Source organism: Streptomyces griseorubiginosus, assembly GCF_017614965.1.
GTDB lineage: Bacteria > Actinomycetota > Actinomycetes > Streptomycetales > Streptomycetaceae > Streptomyces > Streptomyces griseorubiginosus_B.
Genome location: NZ_WVUG01000045.1, coordinates 1 through 22245, shown reverse-complemented (window position 1 = coordinate 22245; position 22245 = coordinate 1). Strand labels below are relative to the sequence as shown.

21 protein-coding genes are annotated in these 22245 nt (G+C 72.0%); 5 read left to right on the top strand and 16 right to left on the bottom strand.

Features of this window, described 5'->3' with window-relative positions:
* The gene (locus tag GRC12_RS11900) at positions 1-726 is read right to left on the bottom strand and encodes an ABC transporter ATP-binding protein (RefSeq protein WP_208779175.1); all 726 of its coding nucleotides are present in this window, start codon (positions 724-726) and stop codon (positions 1-3) included.
* Positions 727-741: 15 nt separating this feature from the next.
* Positions 742-1980 (bottom strand): ABC transporter substrate-binding protein, encoded by a 1239-nt coding sequence (locus GRC12_RS11895; protein WP_208779174.1) that lies wholly within the window; start codon positions 1978-1980, stop codon positions 742-744.
* Between the two features lie 126 nt (positions 1981-2106).
* On the opposite strand from GRC12_RS11895, the gene GRC12_RS11890 reads away from it, so the two are divergent.
* Complete coding sequence (locus GRC12_RS11890) at positions 2107-4803, top strand: ABC transporter permease subunit (RefSeq protein WP_208779173.1); 2697 nt, start codon at positions 2107-2109, stop codon at positions 4801-4803.
* A 28-nt stretch (positions 4804-4831) separates the two neighbouring features.
* On the opposite strand, the gene GRC12_RS11885 is transcribed toward GRC12_RS11890, so the two are convergent.
* The 5 genes from GRC12_RS11885 to fabG are packed head-to-tail and all read right to left on the bottom strand — an operon-like array spanning position 4832 to position 10299.
* Positions 4832-5626, bottom strand: coding sequence for an SDR family NAD(P)-dependent oxidoreductase (locus tag GRC12_RS11885; protein ID WP_208779172.1), 795 nt, complete (start codon positions 5624-5626; stop codon positions 4832-4834).
* 17 nt (positions 5627-5643) lie between these two features.
* Positions 5644-6852: an acetyl-CoA acetyltransferase gene (locus GRC12_RS11880; protein ID WP_208779171.1), complete on the bottom strand. Its 1209-nt coding sequence runs from the start codon at positions 6850-6852 to the stop codon at positions 5644-5646.
* The gene (locus GRC12_RS11875; protein WP_208779170.1) at positions 6849-8288 is read right to left on the bottom strand and encodes an OB-fold domain-containing protein; all 1440 of its coding nucleotides are present in this window, start codon (positions 8286-8288) and stop codon (positions 6849-6851) included. Before GRC12_RS11875 ends, GRC12_RS11880 begins: the two co-directional genes overlap by 4 nt.
* A 1-nt stretch (position 8289) precedes the next feature.
* Entirely contained in the window at positions 8290-9519 is a 1230-nt protein-coding gene (locus tag GRC12_RS11870) for an acetyl-CoA C-acetyltransferase (protein WP_208779169.1), read from the bottom strand.
* A 33-nt stretch (positions 9520-9552) separates the two neighbouring features.
* Positions 9553-10299, bottom strand: a complete 747-nt coding sequence (gene fabG / locus GRC12_RS11865) for a 3-oxoacyl-ACP reductase FabG (RefSeq protein ID WP_208779168.1) — start codon at positions 10297-10299, stop codon at positions 9553-9555.
* A gap of 124 nt (positions 10300-10423) precedes the next feature.
* Between fabG and GRC12_RS11860 the strand changes: the two genes are divergently transcribed.
* Positions 10424-11650, top strand: a complete 1227-nt coding sequence (locus GRC12_RS11860; protein ID WP_208779167.1) for an acyl-CoA dehydrogenase family protein — start codon at positions 10424-10426, stop codon at positions 11648-11650.
* Here the strand turns inward: GRC12_RS11860 and GRC12_RS11855 are convergent.
* Together GRC12_RS11855 and GRC12_RS11850 are read right to left on the bottom strand one after the other, a co-directional pair.
* On the bottom strand, positions 11637-12209 hold the full coding sequence (locus GRC12_RS11855; RefSeq protein ID WP_208779166.1) for a DUF2889 domain-containing protein: 573 nt from the start codon (positions 12207-12209) through the stop codon (positions 11637-11639). The two genes, GRC12_RS11860 and GRC12_RS11855, sit on opposite strands and share 14 nt — an antisense overlap.
* Complete coding sequence (locus tag GRC12_RS11850) at positions 12206-13033, bottom strand: enoyl-CoA hydratase-related protein (RefSeq protein ID WP_244372653.1); 828 nt, start codon at positions 13031-13033, stop codon at positions 12206-12208. The genes GRC12_RS11855 and GRC12_RS11850 overlap by 4 nt, the downstream gene beginning before the upstream one ends.
* A 169-nt stretch (positions 13034-13202) precedes the next feature.
* On the opposite strand from GRC12_RS11850, the gene GRC12_RS11845 reads away from it, so the two are divergent.
* Positions 13203-14006, top strand: a complete 804-nt coding sequence (locus GRC12_RS11845) for a FadR/GntR family transcriptional regulator (protein WP_208779164.1) — start codon at positions 13203-13205, stop codon at positions 14004-14006.
* Between the two features lie 126 nt (positions 14007-14132).
* Positions 14133-15314 (top strand): amidohydrolase family protein, encoded by a 1182-nt coding sequence (locus GRC12_RS11840; RefSeq protein WP_208779163.1) that lies wholly within the window; start codon positions 14133-14135, stop codon positions 15312-15314.
* Positions 15315-15364: 50 nt separating this feature from the next.
* On the opposite strand, the gene GRC12_RS11835 is transcribed toward GRC12_RS11840, so the two are convergent.
* Genes GRC12_RS11835 through GRC12_RS11810 form a run of 6 tightly spaced genes read right to left on the bottom strand, consistent with a single transcriptional unit; the run spans position 15365 to position 20238 of the window.
* A complete protein-coding gene (locus tag GRC12_RS11835) occupies positions 15365-16462 on the bottom strand; it encodes a serine hydrolase domain-containing protein (RefSeq protein WP_208779162.1) in 1098 nt (365 codons plus the stop codon).
* The gene (locus GRC12_RS11830) at positions 16455-17945 is read right to left on the bottom strand and encodes a class I adenylate-forming enzyme family protein (protein ID WP_308286532.1); all 1491 of its coding nucleotides are present in this window, start codon (positions 17943-17945) and stop codon (positions 16455-16457) included. Before GRC12_RS11830 ends, GRC12_RS11835 begins: the two co-directional genes overlap by 8 nt.
* A gap of 4 nt (positions 17946-17949) precedes the next feature.
* The gene (locus tag GRC12_RS11825) at positions 17950-18372 is read right to left on the bottom strand and encodes a MaoC family dehydratase (protein ID WP_208779161.1); all 423 of its coding nucleotides are present in this window, start codon (positions 18370-18372) and stop codon (positions 17950-17952) included.
* Entirely contained in the window at positions 18369-18821 is a 453-nt protein-coding gene (locus tag GRC12_RS11820) for an FAS1-like dehydratase domain-containing protein (protein WP_208779160.1), read from the bottom strand. The genes GRC12_RS11825 and GRC12_RS11820 overlap by 4 nt, the downstream gene beginning before the upstream one ends.
* 18 nt (positions 18822-18839) lie before the next feature.
* The gene (locus tag GRC12_RS11815) at positions 18840-19688 is read right to left on the bottom strand and encodes an enoyl-CoA hydratase-related protein (RefSeq protein ID WP_208779159.1); all 849 of its coding nucleotides are present in this window, start codon (positions 19686-19688) and stop codon (positions 18840-18842) included.
* 4 nt (positions 19689-19692) lie between these two features.
* Complete coding sequence (locus GRC12_RS11810; protein ID WP_208779158.1) at positions 19693-20238, bottom strand: PaaI family thioesterase; 546 nt, start codon at positions 20236-20238, stop codon at positions 19693-19695.
* Between the two features lie 145 nt (positions 20239-20383).
* Here GRC12_RS11810 and GRC12_RS11805 point away from each other — a divergent pair, with 145 nt between their 5' ends.
* Positions 20384-21580: a CaiB/BaiF CoA transferase family protein gene (locus GRC12_RS11805; RefSeq protein ID WP_208779157.1), complete on the top strand. Its 1197-nt coding sequence runs from the start codon at positions 20384-20386 to the stop codon at positions 21578-21580.
* A 10-nt stretch (positions 21581-21590) separates the two neighbouring features.
* On the opposite strand, the gene GRC12_RS11800 is transcribed toward GRC12_RS11805, so the two are convergent.
* Positions 21591-22245 (bottom strand): SDR family NAD(P)-dependent oxidoreductase (locus GRC12_RS11800; protein ID WP_208779156.1); only part of this gene is annotated, 655 nt, incomplete at its 5' end.

Sequence of the window (22245 nt, the reverse complement as noted above, 5' to 3'; positions counted from 1 at the left end):
TCAATCGGTTGCATAGGTTGTCTTTTCCGCAGGCGACCCCGCGGTCAGGTACGACGACTCGATCGCGTCGAGGTCGCCGCGGAGTTCCGCCGGGGTGCCGGTCATGGCGACGCGGCCGCGGTGCAGGACGTACACGCGGTCGGCGATGTCCAGCACCCTGCGCACGTGCTGTTCCACCAGCAGCGCCCCGAGGCCCCGGTCGGCCGCCCTGCGCACGGCGCGCAGCAGACGGTCGACGACGAGGGGGGCGAGCCCGAGGGACAGTTCGTCCGCGAGCAGCAGCCTGGGCGAGCGGCTCAGCGCGCGGGCCAGCGACAGCATCTGCTGCTCGCCGCCGGAGAGCATGCCCGCGCCGGTCTTCAGGCGTTTCTCCAGTTCGGGGAAGAGCTCCAGCGCCTGCTCGGGGGTGACCCGGCCGACCCGGAGGTTGTCCGCGGTGTCGAGGCCGGTGAAGACCGCCCGCTCCCCGACGTGGGCCAGGCCCTGGCGGGCGCGGCGGTGCAGGGGTGCGCGGGCGGTGTCGCCCAGCCAGCGCACCTCGCCGGCCATGGGGGCGAGTTCCCCGGACAGCGCCCGCAGCGTGGTGGTCTTGCCCGCGCCGTTGGGCCCGAGCAGGGCGACGACCTCGCCGGGGCGCACCTCCAGGTCGAGGTCGCGCAGGACGGGTTGGCTGCCGTAACCGGCGCTCAGGGCACGGGCCTGGATCAAGGGCTCGGTGTCGTGCACGGACTTCCCCTTCGGTCAGCCGGCCGGTGTGGACGTCAGCACCTTCCGGACGTCGACGAAGGTCGACCCCGCCTTCGCCCACTCGATCTGCCCGCCCCGGATGGTCAGTTCGGTGGCGGTCGTGTTGTGGATGCGGTTGAGGCCCTTGATCGGCAGGGCTGTCGAGGCCTTCCAGGTCAGCGCGGGGGTCAGACCGCCGGTGTCGATGCCGGAGGTGGTGTTCAGCTCCTTCACCAGGGCCCCGGCCGAGATCGTGGGCAGCTGCTTGACCGCCTCGGTGAAGACCTTGAACGCCACCCAGGTCGTCTCGTTGGCGCCGTTGGTGGTGTCGATGCCCTTGTCGCCCTTGGCGGCCGCGAGGAAGTCCTTCCAGGCCGGGTCGGAGGCCGGCGGGTAGTAGCCGGTGATGGCCGCACCCTCCAGCGGGCCGCCGCTGCCGCCGGTGCTCGCGGCCAGCTGCGGGGTGAGGTTGCCGACGACGCTGCCGAGCTTCGTCTTCGCGCCGGACTGGACATAGGACTTCACGAACAGGCCGGAGGCGGTACCGAGGATGACGCTGACGCAGTCGCTGCCCTTGGTGGCGGCGGCGACCTGCGGGGCGAGGTCGGTGGCGGTGAGCGGCACCTTGATGTCCTTGGGCACGGCGCCTCCGGCGGAGGTGGCCCCGAGGGTGAGGAACTGCGAGACGATCGCGGCGGCCGCGAGGTCGTAACGGACGCCGGCGATCTTCTTGCAGCCCTCCTGCACCAGTTGCCGGCCGTGCGCGGCGAACACCGCCGGGGTGCCCCCGTTGACCGGGAAGGACAGCGGGTTGGAGAACTCCGCGGCCGAGACGCCGGTTCCACCGAGGTAGGGGATGCCGGCCTTCTGCAGGATCGGCATGTAGCGGTCGCCCGCGAGGCTGTACGAGCCCACGACCGCGACCACCTTGTCGGCCACCGCCTGCTGGGCGCACTTCTCGGCCTCGTCGGGGTCGTTCTTCTCGTTGCAGGTCAGTACCTTCAGCGGGCCGCCCTTGATCCCGCCGTTGGCGTTGATCCACTTCTCGTAGGCCTGGGCGGTGAGCCGCACCCCGGGCTGGGCGCTGCCCTGGGTGTCCTCCGGGTTCCAGACCATCACCTTGACGGGCGCGCCCTTCAGGGAGGTCTGGGTCGAGCTGCCGGACGCCTTGCCGCCGCAGCCTGCCGCCAGCAGGGCTGCGGTCACCGCGAGACAGGTCGCTGCGGCACTTCTGCGTCGGTGTGAGTCGTTCATGGCCCCTCCGCGGGCTCGTCGTCGAGATGGCGAACAGCATGGGGTGCGTTTTTGGGTTAGTGAAGTACTCTCGGCACAATTATTTAAATAAATGCGCTGTCTGGCTGACCTCCGGGAGGTTCCCCGATGGACGACATCCTGCGTTTCGCCCTGCTCGGCCTGGGGCTCGGCGCTCTGTACGCACTCACCGCGCACGGCATCGTGCTGGTCTACCGGGGCTCCGGTGTACTGAACCTCGCGCACGGCGCGATCGGGATGGCGGGCGCCTATGTGCAGTGGGAGCTCGCCGTCAACCACGGCGTGCCGTACTGGCCGGCCGTCGCGTGCGGGGTGCTGACCTCCGCACTGCTGGGCGTGCTCACCCATCTGCTGGTGCTGCGGCCGCTGCGCCGGGCGTCCACCCTGGCCCGGCTGGTCGGCACGCTCGCGGTGTTCATCGTGCTCACCGCCGTCGCCGTCAAACGCTACGGCGACAGCCTGCAACTGGTGCCCGGCAAGCTGCCCACCCGACTGCTGACGATCGCCGGAGCCACCATCTCCGAGGACCGCGTCTGGCTGCTCGGCATCGCGCTCGCCGTCACCGCGCTGCTCCATCTCCTCTACCGGCGCACCCTGTTCGGCCTGGGCACCACCGCCGTCGCCGAGAACGAGCACGCCGCCGCCTCGCTCGGCTGGTCCCCCGACGTGATCGCCACCGGCAACTGGGCCCTCGGCTCGGCGCTCGCCGGGCTCACCGGCATCCTGATCGTGCCGGTCATCGGCCTGTCGGTCTCCGGGCTGACCACCCTGCTGCTGAGCGCGCTGGCCGCCGCGCTGGTCGGCAGGTTCTCCTCGTTCCCCGTGACGCTCGCGGGCGGTCTGGTCATCGGCCTCGTGCAGTCCGAGCTCACCCGGTTCGGCTCCGGCGTCACGGGACTCGCCTCGTCGGTGCCGTTCCTGTTCATCGCCCTGGTGCTGGTGGCCCGCGGCCGGGCGCTGCCGCTGCGCGGCACCTTCCTGGACCGGCTGCCGGCGCTGGGCAGCGGACGGGTGCGCCCCCTGCCGCTCGCGTTCGCCGCCGTGGCCGGGCTGGTCCTGGTCGGCGTGTCCACCCCGCTGTGGGCCGACGCGATCACCAGCACCCTGGTGCTCTCGCTGATCATCCTGTCGATCGTCGTGGTCACGGGGTACGCGGGACAGGTCTCGCTCGCGGCCTACGCCCTCGCCGGCACGGGCGCCTTCATCGCCGGGCACGCGGCGGCGGACTGGGGCTGGCCGTTCGAACTGGCCCTGCTGGCAGGCGTGTTGGGCACCGTGCCGATCGGTCTGCTGTTCGCCCTGCCGGCGGTCCGCACCCGTGGCGTCAACCTGGCGATCATCACGCTCGGCCTCGGCACCACGCTGGAGGCGATGGTCTTCCAGAACACCAGTCTGTCGACGACCCCCGGCAGCGACGGCATCGCGGTCGGACACCAGACCCTCTTCGGGATCAGCATCTCCGGAGTCGACCACCCGCAGCGCTACGCCGCCGTGGTCCTGGTGATGTTCCTCGCCGCCACGCTCCTGGTCGCCAACGTCCGCCGCGGCAGGACCGGCCGCCGGCTCGTCGCCGTACGGGCCAACGAGCGGGCCGCCGCCGCGCTCGGCATCGACGTCCGCGCGGCCAAGCTCTACGCCTTCGGTCTGTCCGCGGCCATCGCCGCCCTCGCCGGAGTGCTCATCGGCTTCCGCTCCACCTCGGTGGTCTTCTCCGACTTCGCCAGCTTCGACTCCATCACCGCGCTCGGGCTGGCCGTCATCGGCGGTGTCGGCTTCCTCGTGGGGCCGCTGTTCGGGGCGATGTTCGCCGTGGGCACGGTCGGCGCGCGCATCGGGGACTGGGTGCTGCCCGGGCTGAGCGCGTGGATGCCGCTGATCGGCGGGGTCGTCCTGGTGCTCACGCTGGTGGGCAACCAGGACGGCATCGGCAAGGACGCCGGCCGGCCCGCGGCACGCCTGCGCGACCGCCTGCCGCGCAAGGACACCTCGCAGGCGGTCGAGGGCGAGCCGGCGGCCGTGGCGGACGTCTCCCGGGCCGCGCCGCTGGCCCTCCACGTCCGGGACCTGACCGTGCGCTACGGCGGTGTCGTCGCCGTCGACGGGCTCTCGCTGGACGTCGAGCCGGGCCGGATCGTCGGGCTCATCGGGCCCAACGGCGCCGGCAAGACCTCCGCCATCGACGCCGTCACCGGCTTCACCCGGGCCGTGTCCGGCAGCGTGCGCCTCGCCGAACGGGACGTGACACGGCTGCCGGTGCACCGGCGGGCCACGGCCGGACTGAGCCGGTCCTTCCAGTCGCTGGAGCTGTTCGAGGACATGACCGTCCGGGACAACCTCGCCGTGGCCTGCGAGCGGCCCGGCCCGTGGGCGTACCTCACGGACCTGATCCGCCCCGGCAGCCGCCCGCTCCCCGGTCATGTGCTGGTCGCGGTACGGGAGTTCGGGCTCCAGGACAGCCTCGACCGGCCCGTGGCGGAGCTGTCGTACGGGGAACGGCGGCTGCTCGCCATCGCCCGCGCGGTGGCGGCCTCCCCCTCCGTGCTGCTCCTCGACGAGCCGGCCGCCGGGCTGTCCGACGACGAGACGCGTGAACTCGCCCACCTGGTACGGCGGCTGGCCGAGGACTGGGGCATGGGGGTACTGCTCGTCGAGCATGACGTCGACATGGTCATGAGCGTCTGCGACGAGATCGTGGTGCTGGACTTCGGACGCCGGATCTGCGCGGGCACGCCCGAGGAGGTGCGCCGGGACCCGGCGGTGCGGGCGGCGTACCTGGGCGACCTGGAGCCGGAGGCGCTCGCGTGAGGAGCCCCTCCGGCCGCGGGCCCGGGCGTCAGGCGTCCCGCAGGTCGGCGACGTAGGGCTGGTGGGAGAGCAGTCCGCCGTCCACCCGCAGGGTGTGCCCGGTGATGAAGGCGGACTCGTCGCAGGCGAGGAAGACGACCGCCGCGGCGACGTCCTCCGGGCGGCCCAGGCGCGGGGTGAGGTGGTGGCGCAGCATCGCCTCACGGATCGCGCCGTGGGCCGAACCGGCGCTCGCGGGCGTGACGATGAAGCCGGGCGCGATGGCGTTGCAGCGCACGCCCTGCTTGCCGTACTGGGTGGCGACGTACTGGGTGAGGTTGATGAGCGCGGCCTTGGAGGCGCCGTAGGCGGGGTTGCGCAGGTCGCCGGAGAGGCCGGACCCGGACGAGGTGTTGATGACGGAGCCGCCGCCCCGGGCGATCATGTGCGGGACGGCGGCCTGGATCGCGACCATGGTGCCGCGCAGGTTGATCCGCATCGTGTCGTCCCACACCGCCGGATCGGCCTCGGCGACGGCGAGGTCCCGGTGGGCGGCCAGGCGGGTGGCGGCCGCGTTGTTGTGCAGCACGTCGAGGCCGCCGTAGGTGTCGGCCGCCGCGGCCACCATGGCCCGTACGCTGTCGACGTCGCCGAGATCGACCTCGACCGCCGTCGCGGACCCGCCGGCGGCGCGGATCTCCTTGGTCACCGCCTGCGCGCCGTCGAGGTCGAGGTCGGCGACCACCGTGTGCGCGCCCTCGGCCGCCACCCGACGTGCCGAGGCGGCGCCGATGCCCGACGCCGCCCCGGTCACGACGGCCACCTTGCCGTCGAGTCGTCCCATGTCCCGAACCGCCTTTCCTACTCGGTGAGTTCACTGCCGACGATGGACACGAAGGAGACGCATTCGCCGGGCCCGCCGCCGAGGTTGTGGGTGAGGGCGAGCGAACGCCCCTCGGCCACGGACGGCACCGTGCGCTCCGGGGGTGCCTCGCCCCGCAGTTGCAGCCACGCCTCGAACATCATCCGCAGCCCGGAGGCGCCGATGGGGTGGCCGAAGGCCTTGAGACCGCCGTCCGGGTTGACCGGCAGCGAGCCGTCGAGGTCGAACGCCCCGTCGCTCACGTCCTTCCACGCCTGTCCGCGCGCGGAGAAGCCGAGGTCCTCCATCAGCACCAGCTCCGTGGGCGTGAAGCAGTCGTGGACCTCGGCGAGCGCGAGTTCGGTGCGCGGGTCGCTCACGCCCGCCTGCCGGTAGGCCTCCTGGGCGGAGGCGACGACCTCGGGGAAGGTGGTGAAGTCGTACTCCGGGTCGAGGAGTCCGTCCGCGGGGCCGGCGACGAAGGACAGCGCCTTCACGAAGATCGGCTTGTCGGTGTAGCGGTAGGCGTCCTCGGCGCGTACGACGATCGCGGCCGCCGAGCCGTCCGAGACGCCGGAGCAGTCGAACACGCCGAGCATGCCCGCGACGATCGGGGCCGAGCGGATGCGGTCCAGCGGCACCTCCTTGCGGAACTGCGCGCGGGGGTTGCGGGCGCCGTTGACGTGGTTCTTCCAGGCGATGCGGGTGATGACGTCCTTCAATTCTTCTTCCGCTAGGCCGTACTTGGCGGCGTAGGCGGGGGCGAGGAGGGAGAAGTTGGCGGGGGCGGTGATCTCGCCGCGGCTGTCGTCGCCCGCGCCGGGGATCGCGGTCCCGGACAGCCCGGACATGCCGGAGTCCTTGAGCTTCTCCACGCCGACCGCCATGGCCACGTCGTAGGCGCCGGAGGCGACGGCGTAGCAGGCGTTGCGCAGGGCCTCCGAGCCGGTGGCGCACATGTTCTCGACGCGGGTGACCGGCTTGTTCGGCAGCCGCAGGGCGCGGCTGAGGGTCAGGCCGGAGACGCCGGAGGCCTGGGTGCCGAACCAGAACGCGTCGACGTCGTCGAGGGTGACCCCGGCCGAGGTCACCGCCTCCCCCACCGCGTCGACCAGCAGGTCGTCGGCCGACCGGGTCCAGTGCTCGCCGAAGGGCGTGCAGCCCATGCCGACGATCGCGACCCGGTCCCGGATTCCGTGTGAGCTCATCCCTGTGTCCCCTCGGTCTCGCCGGTGCGCACCGGGCGGGCCTTCCAGAAGTAGTTGTGGATGCCGGACGCGGTGACCGTGCGCCGGAAGGTCATCTCCACCCGGGCGCCGATGACGGCGTCGGCCTCGGTGGCGTCGGTGAGCTGGCAGCGGAAGCGTCCGCCGCCGTCGTAGTCGACGACCACGACGAGCATGGGCGGGCTGGGCGTGTGGGCCAGCCGGTCGACGGTGAACGTGGCGACCGTGCCGCGTACGTGTTCCATCGGCTCGTCGGCCATGGCGTCGACGCTGTGGCAGCCGGCGCACACCCGGTCCGGCGGCAGCTGGCGGGTGCCGCACTTCTCGCAACGGGCCGCGACGAAGCCGTACTTCCAGGCGGTGCGCCGGTGCGCGGGCGGGGCGTACGGCGGCTCGGGGTCCGGGCGGCGGGGCGGTTCGCGGTCGAGCAGGCCGCGCCAGGAGAGGTAGGTGGTGTACGGCATCGGGGCGCTGCCCGCGGCGATCTGCGCGGCGACCGGGCGGGCGCTGCGGTGGGCCGGCAGCGCGTCGGTGGTGCGCAGCAGCAGGACTCCGGCGCCGTCGCCGAGCACGACGAGGGCGATGACCTCGCCGGGCGCCGCGCGGTCGAGGACGTCGGCGAGGAGCAGGCCGGGCTGGGCGGTGCCGGCGTTGCCGATGGCGTCGGTGAGGTCCGGGACCGCCGCCTCGGGGCGGGTGCCGGCGCTCCGCCGTAGGGTCGCACAGGCTCGCGCGTGCAGGCCCGAGACGACGAGGTGGTCGACGGCGCCCCGGTCCAGTCCCGCCTGGTCGAGGGCGGCGCTCAGGGCCTTGTCGGCGAGGGAGACGTAGATCTCCTCGGCGAAGCGTTCCTCCCAGACGCGGGAGGCGGGGGCGCCCGGCAGCCGCCAGCGGTCGAGGAGTTCGTCGCTGACGGTGTCGTGGGCCAGCAGCTCCGCGATGACCGGCGCTCCGTTGCGGTGGCCGCCGAAGACGAACGCCGCCGCGCCGTCGCCGCCCTGGACCTCCTCGGCGCCGCCGGGCAGGCCGGTGCGCAGGTCGGACAGGACGGCCAGGGTGGGGATCGGGGAGCGGGCGGCGGTGACCAGCGCGCCGAGGCCGGAGCGGACCGAGCCCGCCATGTCGGCGGCGAGGACGTGCTCGTCGAGGCGGAGCGCGGCGTGCACGGCGGTCGCGTTGGTCTTGTCGAGGTAGGCGGGCGCCGCGGTGGCGAGGAAGAGCTGGCCGATGCGGGCGCGCAGCCCGTCGCGGGCGAGGGCGGTGCGGGCCGCCTCGACGGCCATGGACGTGGTGTCCTCGTCGTAGCCCGCGACCGCGCGGGTGCCGCGTCCGGGCGCCGTCCCGAGGGTGGCGGCGACATCGGCGCGGGCCAGGCGGTGGTACGGCACATGGGCGCCGTAGGCGATCAGTCCGGCCATGTCAGCGTCCTCCAGTGGCGTTGCCGGTGCGTTCGAAGATGGCTGCCAGGCCCTGGCCGCCGCCGAGGCACATGGTCTCCAGGCCGTAGCGGGCCTGGCGGCGGTCGAGTTCGCGCAGCAGGGTGGCGAGGATGCGGCCGCCGGTTGCGCCGACGGGGTGGCCCAGCGAGATGCCGGAGCCGTTGACGTTCAGCCGCTCGAAGTCGGCCTCGGTGAGGGCCCATTCGCGGGTGCAGGCGAGGACCTGCGCGGCGAAGGCCTCGTTGAGTTCGATCAGGTCCATGTCGGCGAGCTTCAGATCCGCGCGCTCCAGGGCCCGGGCCGTGGCGGGCACGGGTCCGATGCCCATCGTCTCGGGTGGCACGCCCACGACGGCCCAGGAGACCAGGCGGCCCAGCGGGCGCAGGCCGAGTTCGGCGGCGCGTTCGGGGTGGGTGACCACGCAGAGCGCGGCGCCGTCGTTCTGGCCGCTGGCGTTTCCGGCCGTGACGGTGGCCTCCGGGTCCTGGCGGCCGAGCACCGGTCGCAGCCCGGCGAGCTTTTCCAACGAGGAGTCGGCGCGCGGGTGTTCGTCGGTGTCGACCACCGTCGCGCCCCTCCGGGTCCGCACGGCGACCGGCACGATCTCGTCGGTGAACCGGCCCTCCTTCTGGGCGGCGACCGCCTTCTGGTGGCTGCGCAGGGCCAGTTCGTCCTGTTCCTCGCGCGGGATGCCGTACGCGCGGCGCAGGTTCTCGGCGGTCTCCAGCATCCCCCCGGGGACGGGGTGGTTGACACCGCCGGAGGTGACCCGGCCCCGGGCCAGCCGGTCGTGCAGGGTGGTGCCCGCGCCGCGCACCCCCCAGCGGACGTCGGTGGTGTAGAACTCGGCCCGGCTCATGGACTCGACGCCCCCGGCGAGCACGAGGTCGCTCGCGCCCGTCTGCACCTGCATCGCGGCGGTGATGACCGCCTGCAGTCCGGAGCCGCAGCGGCGGTCGATCTGGAGCCCGGGCACCTCCACGGGGAGTCCGGCGTCCAGTGCCGCCACGCGGCCGATGGCGGGGGCCTCGCCGTTGGGGTAGCACTGGCCCAGGAGCACGTCGTCGACGGCCGTGGGCGGGATTCCGGTGCGCTCCAGCAGGGCCCGGACGACGGTGGCGGCGAGTTCGGCCGCGGTGACGTCGCGGAAGGCTCCGCCGTAGCCGCCGACCGGGGTCCGGATCGGTTCGCAGATCACCGCGTCACGCATCGGTCATGCCTTTCGTCAGCGGGTTCGGCGGGCTCACATGTACCGGCCGCCGGTCACCTCGACCACGGCCCCGGTGATGTAGCTCGCCATGTCGGAGGCGAGGAAGAGGACGGTCTGGGCGACCTCGGCGGGTTCGCCCGCGCGGCCCAGGGGGATCTCGGCGAGCTTCGCGTCCCAGGCGGCCCGGGGCATCGCCTCGGTCATGGCGGTACGGATCAGGCCGGGCTGTACGGCGTTGACGCGGACGCCCGCCTTCGCGAGCTCCTTGGCGGACGCCTTGGTCAGGCCGACCAGGCCGGCCTTGGCGGCGCTGTAGTTGGTCTGGCCGAAGTTGCCGACCTTGCCGGCGATGGAGGAGATGTTGACGATGCTGCCGCCCCGCCCGTGCGCGCGCATCGCCTCGGCGGCGTACCGGGTGCCGTTCCAGGCACCGGTGAGGTGCACGTCGAGGACGGCGCGGAAGTCGGCGAGGGGCATCTTGCGCAGGGTCGCGTCCCGGGTGATGCCGGCGTTGTTGACCATGACGCCGAGCGGGCCGAAGGTGTCGGCGCAGTGCGCCACGAGGGCGGCGACCTCGTCCTCGTCGGTGACGTCGCAGCGCAGCGAGGTGGCGGCCACGCCCTGGTCGGCGAGGCGTTTCGCGGCGTCGGCCGCGGCGTCCTCGTCGATGTCGCCGAGGACGACACTCGCGCCCGCGCCGCCGAGGACGCCGGCGATCTCGAAGCCGATGCCCTGTGCGCCGCCGGTGATCACCGCGTTCCGGCCGTCCAGCAGTCCCATGTCAGCCCGCTTCCGACTCGAACCTCTTCACGTCTCTTCCGCGTTAAATAGATAACCTATTATGCTGAAACAATCAATACAGCGATCAGCTGTGCGGGCGGCGCCGGACGAGGAGTGCACGCAGGTGGACATCAGCTATCCCCCGGAGACGGAGACCTTCCGCGCGGAGGTCAGGGCCTTCCTCGGCGCGTCGCTGCCGGCCGGCTGGAGCGGCATCGGCGCCCTGGACGAGGAGGCCGCCTGGACCTTCGCCCGCACCTGGCGCCGGCGGCTCGTCGAGCGCGGCTATCTGTCGTTGACCTGGCCCGAGGAGTACGGCGGCCGTGGCCTGTCCAAGCTGCACCAGGTCGTCCTGATGGAGGAGCTCGCGCGGGCGGGGGTGCCGTTCGGGCTGCCGCAGGACACCTTCGGCGTGAAGATGCTGGCGAACACGCTGCTGCGCTGGGGCACCGAGGAGCAGAAGAGCCGTTTCCTGCCCCGCATCCTCAGCGGTGAGGACACCTGGTGCCAGGGGTACTCCGAGCCGGACGCGGGCTCCGATCTGGCCTCTCTCAAGACCCGGGCCGTGCGCGACGGCGACGAGTGGGTGATCGACGGCCAGAAGGTGTGGACCTCCGGCGCCCACCACAGCGACTGGATCTTCGTCCTGGCGCGGACGAACCCCGAGGCCCCCAAGCACCGGGGCATCTCCTTCCTGCTGGTCCCGCTCGACCAACCCGGCGTCGACGTACGGCCCTTCCGCATGATGAGCGGGCAGCTGCACTTCAACGAGGTCTTCTTCGACGCCGCCCGCACCCGCGCCGACCTCGTGGTCGGCGGTGTCGACAACGGCTGGACGGTCGCCCAGAGCCTGCTGGGCGTCGAGCGCGGGGAGGAGGCGGCGACCAACCCGATCCTGTTCCGGGCCGAGGTGGAACGCCTCGTGGACCTCGCGCGACAGTACGGCAAGGACCGGGACCCGGTGATCCGGCAGCGGATCGCCTGGTGCTGGTCCAAGGTCGAGATCATGCGCTGCCTGGGCTACCGGATCCTGACCGGCTGGCTCAAGGGCGCCGAGCCGGGTCCCGAGTCCTCGATCGCCAAGCTGTACTGGAGCGAGTACCACACCGAGGTCACCGATCTGGCGATGGACATCATGGGCATGCACGGCCAGGTGCCGGTCGGCCGGCCGCCCCTGCGCACGTACCGCACGGACGACCCCGGCGCGGCGAACTCCTCCGCGTCCTGGTCGACGACGTATCTGATCGCCCGCTCCGGCACGATCTACGCGGGCACCTCGCAGGTGCAGCGCAACATCCTCGCGGAGAAGGTGCTGGGGCTGCCGCGCGAGCCCCGGCTCACGAGTCCCTAGACGCCTCGAAGACGCCGAGCTCCGGGACCGGACGCGGACCGGGGCCCGGCGTCCAGCCCGCCTCGATCTTGCGCAGGCCCACCCCGTCCGGCGCCCAGACGTGGCAGCTGTTCAGCACCCAGGAGGTGGCGCGCGGGTCGTGGGAGGCCGGGCCGCCCGCGCGGTTGCGGGCCGAGATGGCGGCCTGGACGACGGCCGGCCCGAGCGCGCGGGTCAGTTCGTACAGGTGGGTACAGCCGGACACGCCCCGGAACCGCTCCTGGATGGCCCGGTTGTAGCCGCCGGCCACGCTGAGCCCGACGAGACCGTCGAAGGCGGGCGCGATCCGCGGGCACTCGGCGTGCGGGAAGTCCTTCATGCCGGCCTCGGCCGCCACGACCACCATGTCCGCGAGCCGCACCCGCACCGCCAGCACCATGCGGTGGACGGTGCCGCCCGGCGGCCGCTCCCAGGGGCGCTCGTCGCGCAGTTCCGCCTCGACCGAGATCTCGCCGGCACCCTCCTCGAAGGCGGTGACCGTGATCGTGCGGCGGTGCAACGGCAGTTCGGTCCGGGTCATGACGAGGTCCCCTCCAGCTGCGACGCGTCCTCCCCCAGCGCGGGGAAGGCCGGTGGGCGGCGCTCGATGAAGCTGAGCACGCCCTCCCGGTAGTCCGGGGCACGCTTGGCCACCGCCAGCAGCTCCGCCGCCCGCTCACTGCTCTCGGCGAAGGTGCGCGCCTGGTCGTCGGCGAGCTGCCGCTTGATGAGGGACATCGCGTACGGACTCGCCGATCGGGCCAGCCCGGTGGCGTAGGCGAGGGCCTCGGGGAGCAGGTCTTCGGGCTCGACCAGGCGGTTGACCAGGCCCATCGCCAGGGCCTCCGTTCCGGTGATCCGGCGCGAGGACAGCAGCAGGTCGGCGGCGTTGCCGTGGCCCACGAGCCGGGGCAGGATCCAGGAGACCCCGTCCTCGGCCACCAGTCCGCGGGCGCTGAAGGCGGCGGCGAACTTGGCCTGCGGCACGGCGAACCGGACGTCGCACATCACCGCCTGGTTGAACCCGATGCCCGCGCAGGCACCGTTGACGGCCGCCACCACGGGCTTGGGAAAGGTCATGGGGCGGGTGCGCGGAGGCAGCTGTCCGGTGGGCCAGGGCCGGGCGCCGGAGGAGGCCCCGTCCAGCACGCTCATGTCCATACCGGGACAGAAGCTGCGTCCGGCGCCGGTCAGCACCACCGCCCGCACCCGCGGATCCGTCTCCGCCCGGTCGAACAGCTCGTTGTAGAGAAGCTCCATCTCCAGCGTCCAGGCGTTGTGCCGCTCCGGCCGGTTCAGGGTGAGGATCATGACCCCGTCGTCGGTGAGTTCGGTGAGGATCACCGGGGTCGCCTGCTCGGTCATCGAGGTCACTCCCACGGGCCGGAGACGCTTAATAGATAGATGAATCATCTATATCCCACGGAGTGGCACCGGCGCCAGACCGGGTCGGACGAAGACATGATCAAGCATCCCTTGACCTGGTACCCTCGATGCACTAAGACGATTCATTTTGCTATATGAGGAGCCCACCGTGGCCGAGGCAGCCCGCGCAAGTGAAACGGCGGCCGTGCCCGCCCCCGCCCGCAGCCGCGTCGGACGCCAGGTACGGGTACCGAAGACCGCCGAGCTGGTCGCCGGGCACCTGCGCCGCCAGATCGTCCGGGGCGAACTGAAGCCGGGGGACGCGCTGCCGCCCGAGTCGGGACTGATGGAGCAGTTCGGCATCTCACGGCCGACCCTGCGCGAGGCCTTCCGCGTCCTGGAGTCGGAGTCCCTGATCACGGTGCGTCGCGGCGCCCACGGCGGCGCCCGGGTCAGCGCGCCCGACGCGGACGTCGCCGCCCGTTTCGCCGGCCTGATCCTCGAGTACCGCGGCGCCACACTGGGCGACCTCTACCGCGCGGCGGCGCTCATCGAGCCGCCCTGCGCCCGCCAGCTCGCCGCGAAGCACACCGCGGCCGACATCGACCGCCTGCGGGAGGCGGTCGCCGCCGAGAAGGCGGTCCTGGACGACCCGCTGGCCCTGGTCGAGGCACAGGACGCCTTCCACGCCCTGCTGGTCGAGCTCACCGGCAACCAGACCCTGATCCTGCTGTGCGGCATGGTGCGCAACATCATCGACCGGGCCAACGCCTCCTACACCGCGGCCGCCACGGACGCCGAGACCCAGAAGGCGCAGGCCCTCAAGGGCCACCGGGCGCATGTGCGGCTCATCGGCCTGATCGAGTCCGGCAAGGCGGACGAGGCGGAGAAGCTCTGGCAGCGGCACATCTCCAGCGCGGACGACGTGGTGAACGCCGCCGGCCCCAAGACGGTGCTGGAGCTCATCGACTGATCCGCCGGGCCGCCCGGACGAGTCCGTCCGGGACAACCCCTTGCCTCCGAGAAACAGTTAGATAATTATAGAAGGAGCACTGAATACGCTGCATTGAACAGAACCTGGGGTCCGGAGGCGACGGCCATGGCCGAACACCGCAAGCGCATCTTCGACTGCGACCAGCACATGTACGAGGAGCGGGACTCCTTCACCCGCTACCTCCCCAAGGAGTTCCTCGGTGCGGCGGTCGCACCGGTGACCCTGCCGGACGGGCGGGAGGTGATCCTCGCCGGGGACCGCATCGTCGTGTGCCTGGAGCCCGAGTTCGGGCAGGTCTACCGTCCGGGCTCGCTGAAGGAGATGCTCAAGGCGATGGCCTCGGGCAATCCGGAGGAGACGTACCAGTTCGAGCCGATGCACGAGTCCTACCAGAACCGCGAGTCACGGCTGCGGGTCATGGACGAGCAGGGCCTGGACCAGACGATCATGTATCCGGGCGGCTGGGCGCTGGTGGCCGAGGAGTACGTCAAGGGCGTCGAGCCGCTGTACGCCAACTACCACTCGTTCAACCGCTACATGAACGAGGTGTGGGGCTTCAACCACCAGGGCCGCATCTACGCCCCGGCCCTGCTCTCCCTGCGCGATCTGCCCAGCGCCGTCAAGGAGTTGGAGTACGTCCTGGAGCAGGGCGCCCGCTTCATCCTGCTGCCCACCGGACCGGTCTACGGCCGCTCGCCGGGCGACCCGTACTTCGACCCGTTCTGGAAGCTGGTCAACGAGGCCAAGGCGAGCGTCTGCTACCACATCAGCGAGTTCTACTACAACTCGCAGGTCGCCCCCTCCTGGGGCTTCGACCCGAACCCGATCCACTTCCGGATGTCGGCCTGGCAGTGGCAGAACACCTACGGCCAGCGTCCCATCGAGGAGACGCTGTCCGCGCTGATCTTCGACAACCTCTTCGGGCGCTTCCCGGACATCAACATCCTGGTCTCCGAGTTCGGCTCCGAGTGGGTGCCGCACTTCGTGCGCCACATGGACAAGAGCCGGGGCATGGGCCGCAACGGCCCCTGGGTCGGCGGGCAGCTGGACGAGCGCCCCAGCCAGGTCTTCCGCAAGCACGTCCGGGTGGTGCCCTACCCGGAGGACGACATCGTGGACGTCGTCCGGCGGCTGGGCTACCACGAGTCCATCGTCATGGGCTCGGACTTCCCGCACGCGGAGGGCCTCGCCGCCCCGGCCGACTTCCGCAAGCTGATCGCGGAACTCGACGAGTCCGCGCAGGACGACATCATGTTCAACAACGCCCAGCAGCTGATCAGCCGCTGAGCCTCGCAGGACCCCGCCTGGCGGCGGGCCCGGCCGGCAGGGCAAGACCCCTAACCGGCCAGGCCCGCCGCCAGGTTCGCGATGTCGTCGAGCAGGGCGGTGCCGTGCGGGGAGTGGTCGTAGCCGGCGAGCGGGTAGCCGTTGCACAGGCAGGCGAAGGACAGGCCCGACTCCGGGTCCATGAAGCCCAGTTGGTAGGCGGCTCCGGCGCTGCCGAAGAGCGCGGGCGAGCCGGCCGACGGCAGGTTGCTGCCGGCGTCGGGGCCTGCCACGGTCACGAACAGCCCCATGCTCGTACGACGTCCTCCGCCGCCCCCGTAGATCCGCTCCCCGTGCGGGTGGTCGGTGAACCGGATGCGAATGCCCTCCGCGACCGCCTCCGGCTTCCACAGGCCGGAGTGGAACAGTGCCTGGAAGTACAGGGCCACGTCGGCGGCGGTGGCGACCAGCGCGTGACTGGGCTCTCCGGCCGCCAGGACCTTCGGGTCGGACAGGTACCACGGCCCCCACGGGTCGGGCTCCTGCGAGTCGTCCGTGCGGTCGGTGGCGAGCATCGGGGCCACGGAGCCCGGCTGCCGGTCCACGGGCACGCCGAGCTCGATCGACGACAACCCCAGCGGCTCCACGATCCGTTCGCGCAGGTAGTCGGCGAAGGCCAGACCCGTACGCCGTTCGACGATCTCGGCGATCAGCCAGGCGGCGGAGGTGAGATGGAACTGGAAGCGGCTGCCGGGCGGGTAGTCGAGCCGCCAGCGTCCGAAGGCGGCGAGCCGCTGCTCGCGGTCCAGCGCCTTGGAGAGCCCGAGGGGCGCGAAGGGGAACCCGGCGGTGTGCGTGAGCACCTGCTCGACGGTCACCGCCTCCTTCCCGTTGGGCGCGAACTCCGGGATGATCGCGGCCACTTGCTCACCGACGTCCAGAAGCCCGTCGCCGATCAGCTTCCACACCGCACCGGCGACGATCGACCGTCCGACGGACTGCAGGACGTACCGGGTGCCGGGGTGGGCGTCGCCGTAGGTCTCGAAGGCCACCAGCCGCCCGTCGTGGGCGACGGCGACCTGCGCGGACGGCAGGGGGCCGTGCTCGACCTCCCGCCGGATCCGGTCCAGGAGTGTGTCGAGGCGGTTCGGGTCGACGGGCTCAGGCATGGGTTTCTCCTTCGTACGGCTCCCGCAGGTCACGGCGTACGACCTTGCCGTTGGCGTTGCGCGGCAGGTCCTCCACGAACCACCAGCGCACCGGGACCTTGAACCCGGACAGCCGGGCCCGGGTATGGCTTCTGAGCGCCGCCGGATCGGGCGGGGCACCGGGGTCGGCCGGCACGACGAAGGCGACGACCGTCTGACCGAGCCGGTCGTCGGGCACGCCGGTCACCGCCGCGTCCGCCACACCGGGATGCGCGGTCAGGACCGTCTCGACCTCCAGCGGATGGACGTTCTCACCACCCCGGATGATCATGTCGGTGCGACGGCCGAGGAGGTAGAGGTAGCCGTCGTCGGCGATCCGGCCCAGGTCACCGCTGTGCAGCCAGCCCTCGGCGTCGACGCGGAAGAAATGGCCGGCGCGGGCGTGGATCTCGCCGACACCGTCCGGTCCGGCACGGTCGACCCTCACCTCGACGCCGGGGGCGGGCCGGCCCACCGAACGCAGCAACTCGGCGCGCCCCGCCACCGCGTCCCGGTGGTCCTCGGGAGTGAGCACGCTGATCGGCGAACCCTCCGTCTGTCCGAACATGTTGAGCATGCGGACGCCGGGCATCGCCTCGTACGTCCGCCGCAGGGTGCCGGGACGCACGGGCGCACCCCCGTACTGGAGGGTCCGCAGGCTCGGGTGGCGTGCCTCGCCCGCGGCCAGCAGGGTCTCCAGCATCGCCGGGACCATGCTGGTGTGGGTGGTGCCGAGGTCCCGCAACAAGGTCCAGCCCTCGACGCTGAAGCGGGGCAGGCCGGTGACCAGCGCGCCGGCGGCGAGGGCGACGGCGATGTTGCCGAGGCCCGCGATGTGGTGGAAGGGGGCGCTGCCGCCGTAGAAGCTGTCGGGGTCGAGCCCGCACAGCCGCCCGTTGACCCGGGCCCGGGCGGCCAGCCGCCGCTGGCTCATGGGAACGGGTTTGGGCAGGCCGGTGGTGCCGGAGGTGTGCAGGACGGCGGCGAGTTGATCGGGTCCGGCCGCCAACGCCCGTGCTTTGCTGTCCAGTTCGGGCACGATGGCGAACATCCGGCCGGACAGCTCGGCGACCTGTCCGGCGAGGTCGGCGAACTCGGGCTGCGCCAGCAGGACCCGGGCCGGCATCCCCTTGACCACGGCGGCGATCTCGTGCGCGGTCATCCGGACGCCGAGCGGCGCGAGCGGGTGCCCGGAACCGGCCCCGCCGATCACCAGCGCGAGGGCGTCGGCGGAGGTGGCGACCAGCGCCGGGACGGGGGCGCCGGGCTCCAGCCCGAGCCCGTCCAGCCAGTCACCCGCCCCACCGGCCCGATCGAGCAGCTCGCGGCCACTCCAGACCAGGTCACCGAACCGGACGGCGGGGCGATCGTGGTCGTAGGCGCGGCTCACCATGGCGCTCCAGGTGGCCTCCGGCCCGGACCGCCGCACGGTGGCCGCCTGCCCGGACTGCTGTGTGGCGGTCACCGGATCAGGGGTCCAGGCGGGCCGTCGCGGTGCCGGTGACCACCTCGACGCCGTCCTGGTTGACCGTGCGCAGGGAGAAGCGGGCGACCGGGCCGTCCGGTGTGTCCTCGACCGCCTCGACGGTGGCCGTGGCGGTCAGGGTGTCGCCGGGCCAGACCTGCGCCTTGAAGCGCACGCCGTAGCGCAGCAGCGACTCGGGGCCGACCCAGTCGGTCAGAACCCGGCCGGTCATGCCCATCGTGAGCATGCCGTGGGCGAAGACACCGGGGTATCCCGCCGCCTCGACGGCGAACCGCTCGTCGGTGTGCAGGGGGTTGAAGTCCCCGGAGGCGCCCGCGTACTGCACGATCCGGGTCCGCTTCAGGTCCTCGACGAGGACGCTCTCGCGGGTCTCGCCGACCTTGATGTCACTGCTGCTCAGGCTCATCGGGCATCCTTCGGGGTGGCGGGGCCCTCGGGCACGACGGCGACGGTCACGGAGCTGACCACCGGCTGCCCGTCGGCGTCCCGGTACTCGGTGACGCGCTCGCTGAACAGCAGCCGGCCGCTGCGGCCCTGCTTCTCCCAGCTGCGCCCCGGGACGGTGTGCGCGTACAGCGTCTCGCCGGCGCGCACCGGGCGGTGGTACTCGAAGTGCTGCTCGGCGTGGAGTCCGCCGCCGCCCTCGGCCATCACACCGGGTCCGCCGCCGGAGCCGAACCACTCCTGGTCCCCTTTGGGCCGCAGGTGGTAGTCGGGGTCGTAGTGCGCGCTCGCCATGGTGAAGGTGGGCGGGGCGAGGGCCGACTCGCCCTGGTACGCGGGGTGTTCGTCGCCGATGGCGCGGGCGAACATCATGATGTGCCCGGCCTCGACGGGGAACGGCTGCCCTGTCATCCTCGAAAACCTCCTCGGTCAGTACGGCAGGAACGCGTCTCGGGTGGCCTCGTCCGGGTCGAAGTCCGGCGGCAGGCCCTCGAACTTCGGCTCCCGCTTCTCCATGAAGCTCGCCACGCCCTCCCGGAAGTCGGGCGAGCCGGCGAAGAACTCCATGGCGGAGTAGGAGCGGGCCAGCGCGTCGGTGAAGGTGCGGTCCAGGTCGCCGTACACCTGGTGGCGTACGACGGCCATGGCGCGCGGGGAGCAGTTGCGGGCGATGTCCCGGGCGTAGGCGCGGGCGGCGTCCAGCAGGTCCTCGGGTTCGACGACCCGGCTGACGAGGCCGAGGGCCTTGGCCTCGTCGGCGTCGAAGACCCGGCCGGACAGCAGCAGGTCGAGCGCGTTCTCCAGGCCGACGACGCGCGGCAGCACGTACGGCAGGTTGTACTCGCCGGCCAGACCGCGCCGGGTGAAGGCGGTGGTGAAACGGGCCCCGCGGGCGGCGAAGCGGACGTCGCAGATCAGTGCCTGGACCAGTCCGATGCCCGCGCAGGCGCCGTTGACGGCGGCGATCATCGGCTTGGGCAGGGTGCGCCTGCTGTACATGGGGACGCGGGCCTGGAGGTTGAGGGACTGGCCCGGCTGGGCGTTCTGTTCCAGGCGCTGTACGTCCATGCCGGGACAGAAGGCCTTGCCCGCGCCGGTGACGATCACGACCCGGACGGCCGGGTCGTGCGCGGCCTCGTCGAGGAGCGCGAAGAAGCGGCGCTCCATGGGGATGCTCCAGGCGTTCCTGCGCTCGGGCCGGTTGAGGGTGACGGTGGCGACACCGTCCTCGTCGACCTCGTACAGCACCAGGTCGTCCTGGGCGGGTTCCTCGGTCATGCGGTCACTCCTCCGTCAGGGAGTCGATGGGGGTGAGGTGATCGATGGGGTCGAGGGGAGCGGAGGGATCGAGGGGATCGATCGGGTCGCCGACGCCGGGCCGCTCCCCGGAGATGCTCACCACCACCTGCCCCCGCGCGCACAGGCGGCCGTCGGTCAGCACGTCGACGTCCGCGAAGTGCAGCCTGCGGCCGCGCCGCACGCAGCGCGCGTGGGCGACGGCCTCCCGGCCGCGGGCGGGGGCGAGGTACTGCACGGACATCGTGACGGTGCTGAGCCGGCTTCCGTGGGTGAAGTCGTGTCCGGCGATGACGGCTCCGGCGCCGGCGGTGTCGATGAGCGCCGAGATGACCCCGCCGTGGAAGACGTCCTCGTGGGCGGAGAGGGACTCGGCGTAGGGCAGCACGATCTCCACGGCCTCCGCGTCCCAGCGGGTCACCCGGATGCGGCAGTGCCGGTTGAAGGCGACTCCGCGCTCCCAGCGGGCCCGGAACCACACCCGGCGTTCGCGCTGTTCCTGTTCGGTGAGGGTCCTCGCCGCGACGGTCATCAGCACGCCCTCCGGTCCCGGCCGGTCGGCCGATCCATATAGTTACATGATTTGAATAGTTGAGCAATCAAGCGGGTATCGCTTCAACCGCCAGATGTATTATTTATATAACTCATTCGCTGTCTGTGAACAGAGGGGGACCTCGATGCCGTCGACCGCCCTGGCCGGGATCCGCGTCCTGGACCTGTCCCGCGTCCTCGCCGCTCCCCTGGCCACCCAGCTGCTGGCCGACCTGGGCGCCGAGGTGATCAAGGTGGAACGGCCCGGTACGGGTGACGACTCCCGGACGTACGGCCCGCCGTTCGCCCCCGGCACGGACACCGCCGCCTTCTACCTCTCCTGCAACCGCAACAAGCGGTCGGTCACCGTCAACCACGCCACCGCCGAGGGGCAGGAGGTGATCCGTGCCCTCGCCGCCCGGTCGGACGTGCTGGTCGAGAACTTCCGCACGGGCACGCTGGCGAAGTACGGCCTCGACGCGGAGAGCCTGCGGGAGCTGAACCCCCGGCTCGTCTACCTCTCGGTGACGGGCTTCGGCCAGACCGGTCCGTACGCCGAACGCCCGGGCTACGACGGCATCTTCCAGGCCATGTCGGGGATGATGAGCGTCTCCGGGCACCCCGACGAACCGATGAAGGTCGGCGTCAGCATGGTCGACATCCTCACCGGCCTGTACGCCGCGACGGCCGTGCTGGCGGCCCTGCGGCACCGGGACGTCACGGGCGAGGGCCAGTTCATCGACCTCTCCCTGCTGGACTGCGGACTGGCCTCGCTCTCCCACTTCGCGATGAACTACCTGGTCTCCGGTGAGGTACCGGCCCGGCGCGGCAACGGCGGTTACGGCGGCATCCCCTCCCAGGCGTTCCAGTGCGCGGACAAGCCGCTCTTCCTGGTGGCCGGCAACGACAAGCAGTTCGCCGCCTTCTGCGCGGCGGCCGACCGCACCGACCTGCTCCAGGACCCCCGGTTCGCCACCACGTCCGCGCGCATCGCCCACCGCGAGGAGATCCTGCCGGTGCTGGAGGCGGTCATGCGCACCCGGACCCGGGACGAGTGGCTGGCCGTGCTCGACGAACACGACGTCCCCGCGGGGCCGTTCAACGAGATGCCCGAGGTCTTCGCCGATCCGCAGATACGGCACCGGGAGATGCTGGTCGAGGTCGAGGACCCGGTGTCGGGGCGCCTGCCGCTGCTCGCCAATCCGATCCGGTTCGCGGCGACGCCTGTCGAGGGGTACGCCCCGCCGCCGGCGTTGGGCGAGCACACCGCCGAAGTGCTGGCCGAGGTCGCTGGATTGACGGAGGATCAGGTCCGCGGGTTGCGCGGTCGGGGCGTCGTCTGACGCGCCACTCCTAGCCGATCAGGGTCCGGCCGCCCTCCAGCATCAGCGTGGCACCGGTCAGATAGGCCATGTCCTCGCTGACCAGCGCGGCCACCGCCCGCCCGATGTCCGTCTCCGGGTCGCCCATGCGGCCCAGCGGGATGCCGGCCACCACCTGCTCGGCCTTCTCCGGATGGGCGTCGAAGTACTCCTGGGCCGCCGGGCTCAGCGCGGCCGGGCAGACGACGTTCACCCGGATCCCGTACGGGCCCCACTCCCGCGCGGCGACGCGGCTCAGCCCCCGGACGGCCTCCTTGGCCATCGCGTAGGACGCGAACCCCGCCTCGCCCAGCACCGCCGCCGACGAACCGAGGTTGACGACGCTGCCGCGGCTCGCCCTCAGGTGCGGCAGGGCCGCCCGCATGGCGTGGAAGGTGGCCAACGGGCCGCTGCGGTAGGCGAGTTCGACGTCGTCGTACGACGTCTGCTCCAGACGGCGCTGCACGGAGCTCTGCGCGTTGTTGACGAGCACGTCGAGGCCGCCGAACTCCCGGACGGTCTCCGCCACCATGCGCTCGACGTCGGCCCGTTCCCCCACGTCCCCGACGACGGTGTGCACCCGCCCGCCGCGCTCGGCGATCACCCGCGCGGTGTCCTTGAGTCTGCCCTCGGTCCGGCCCGTGACC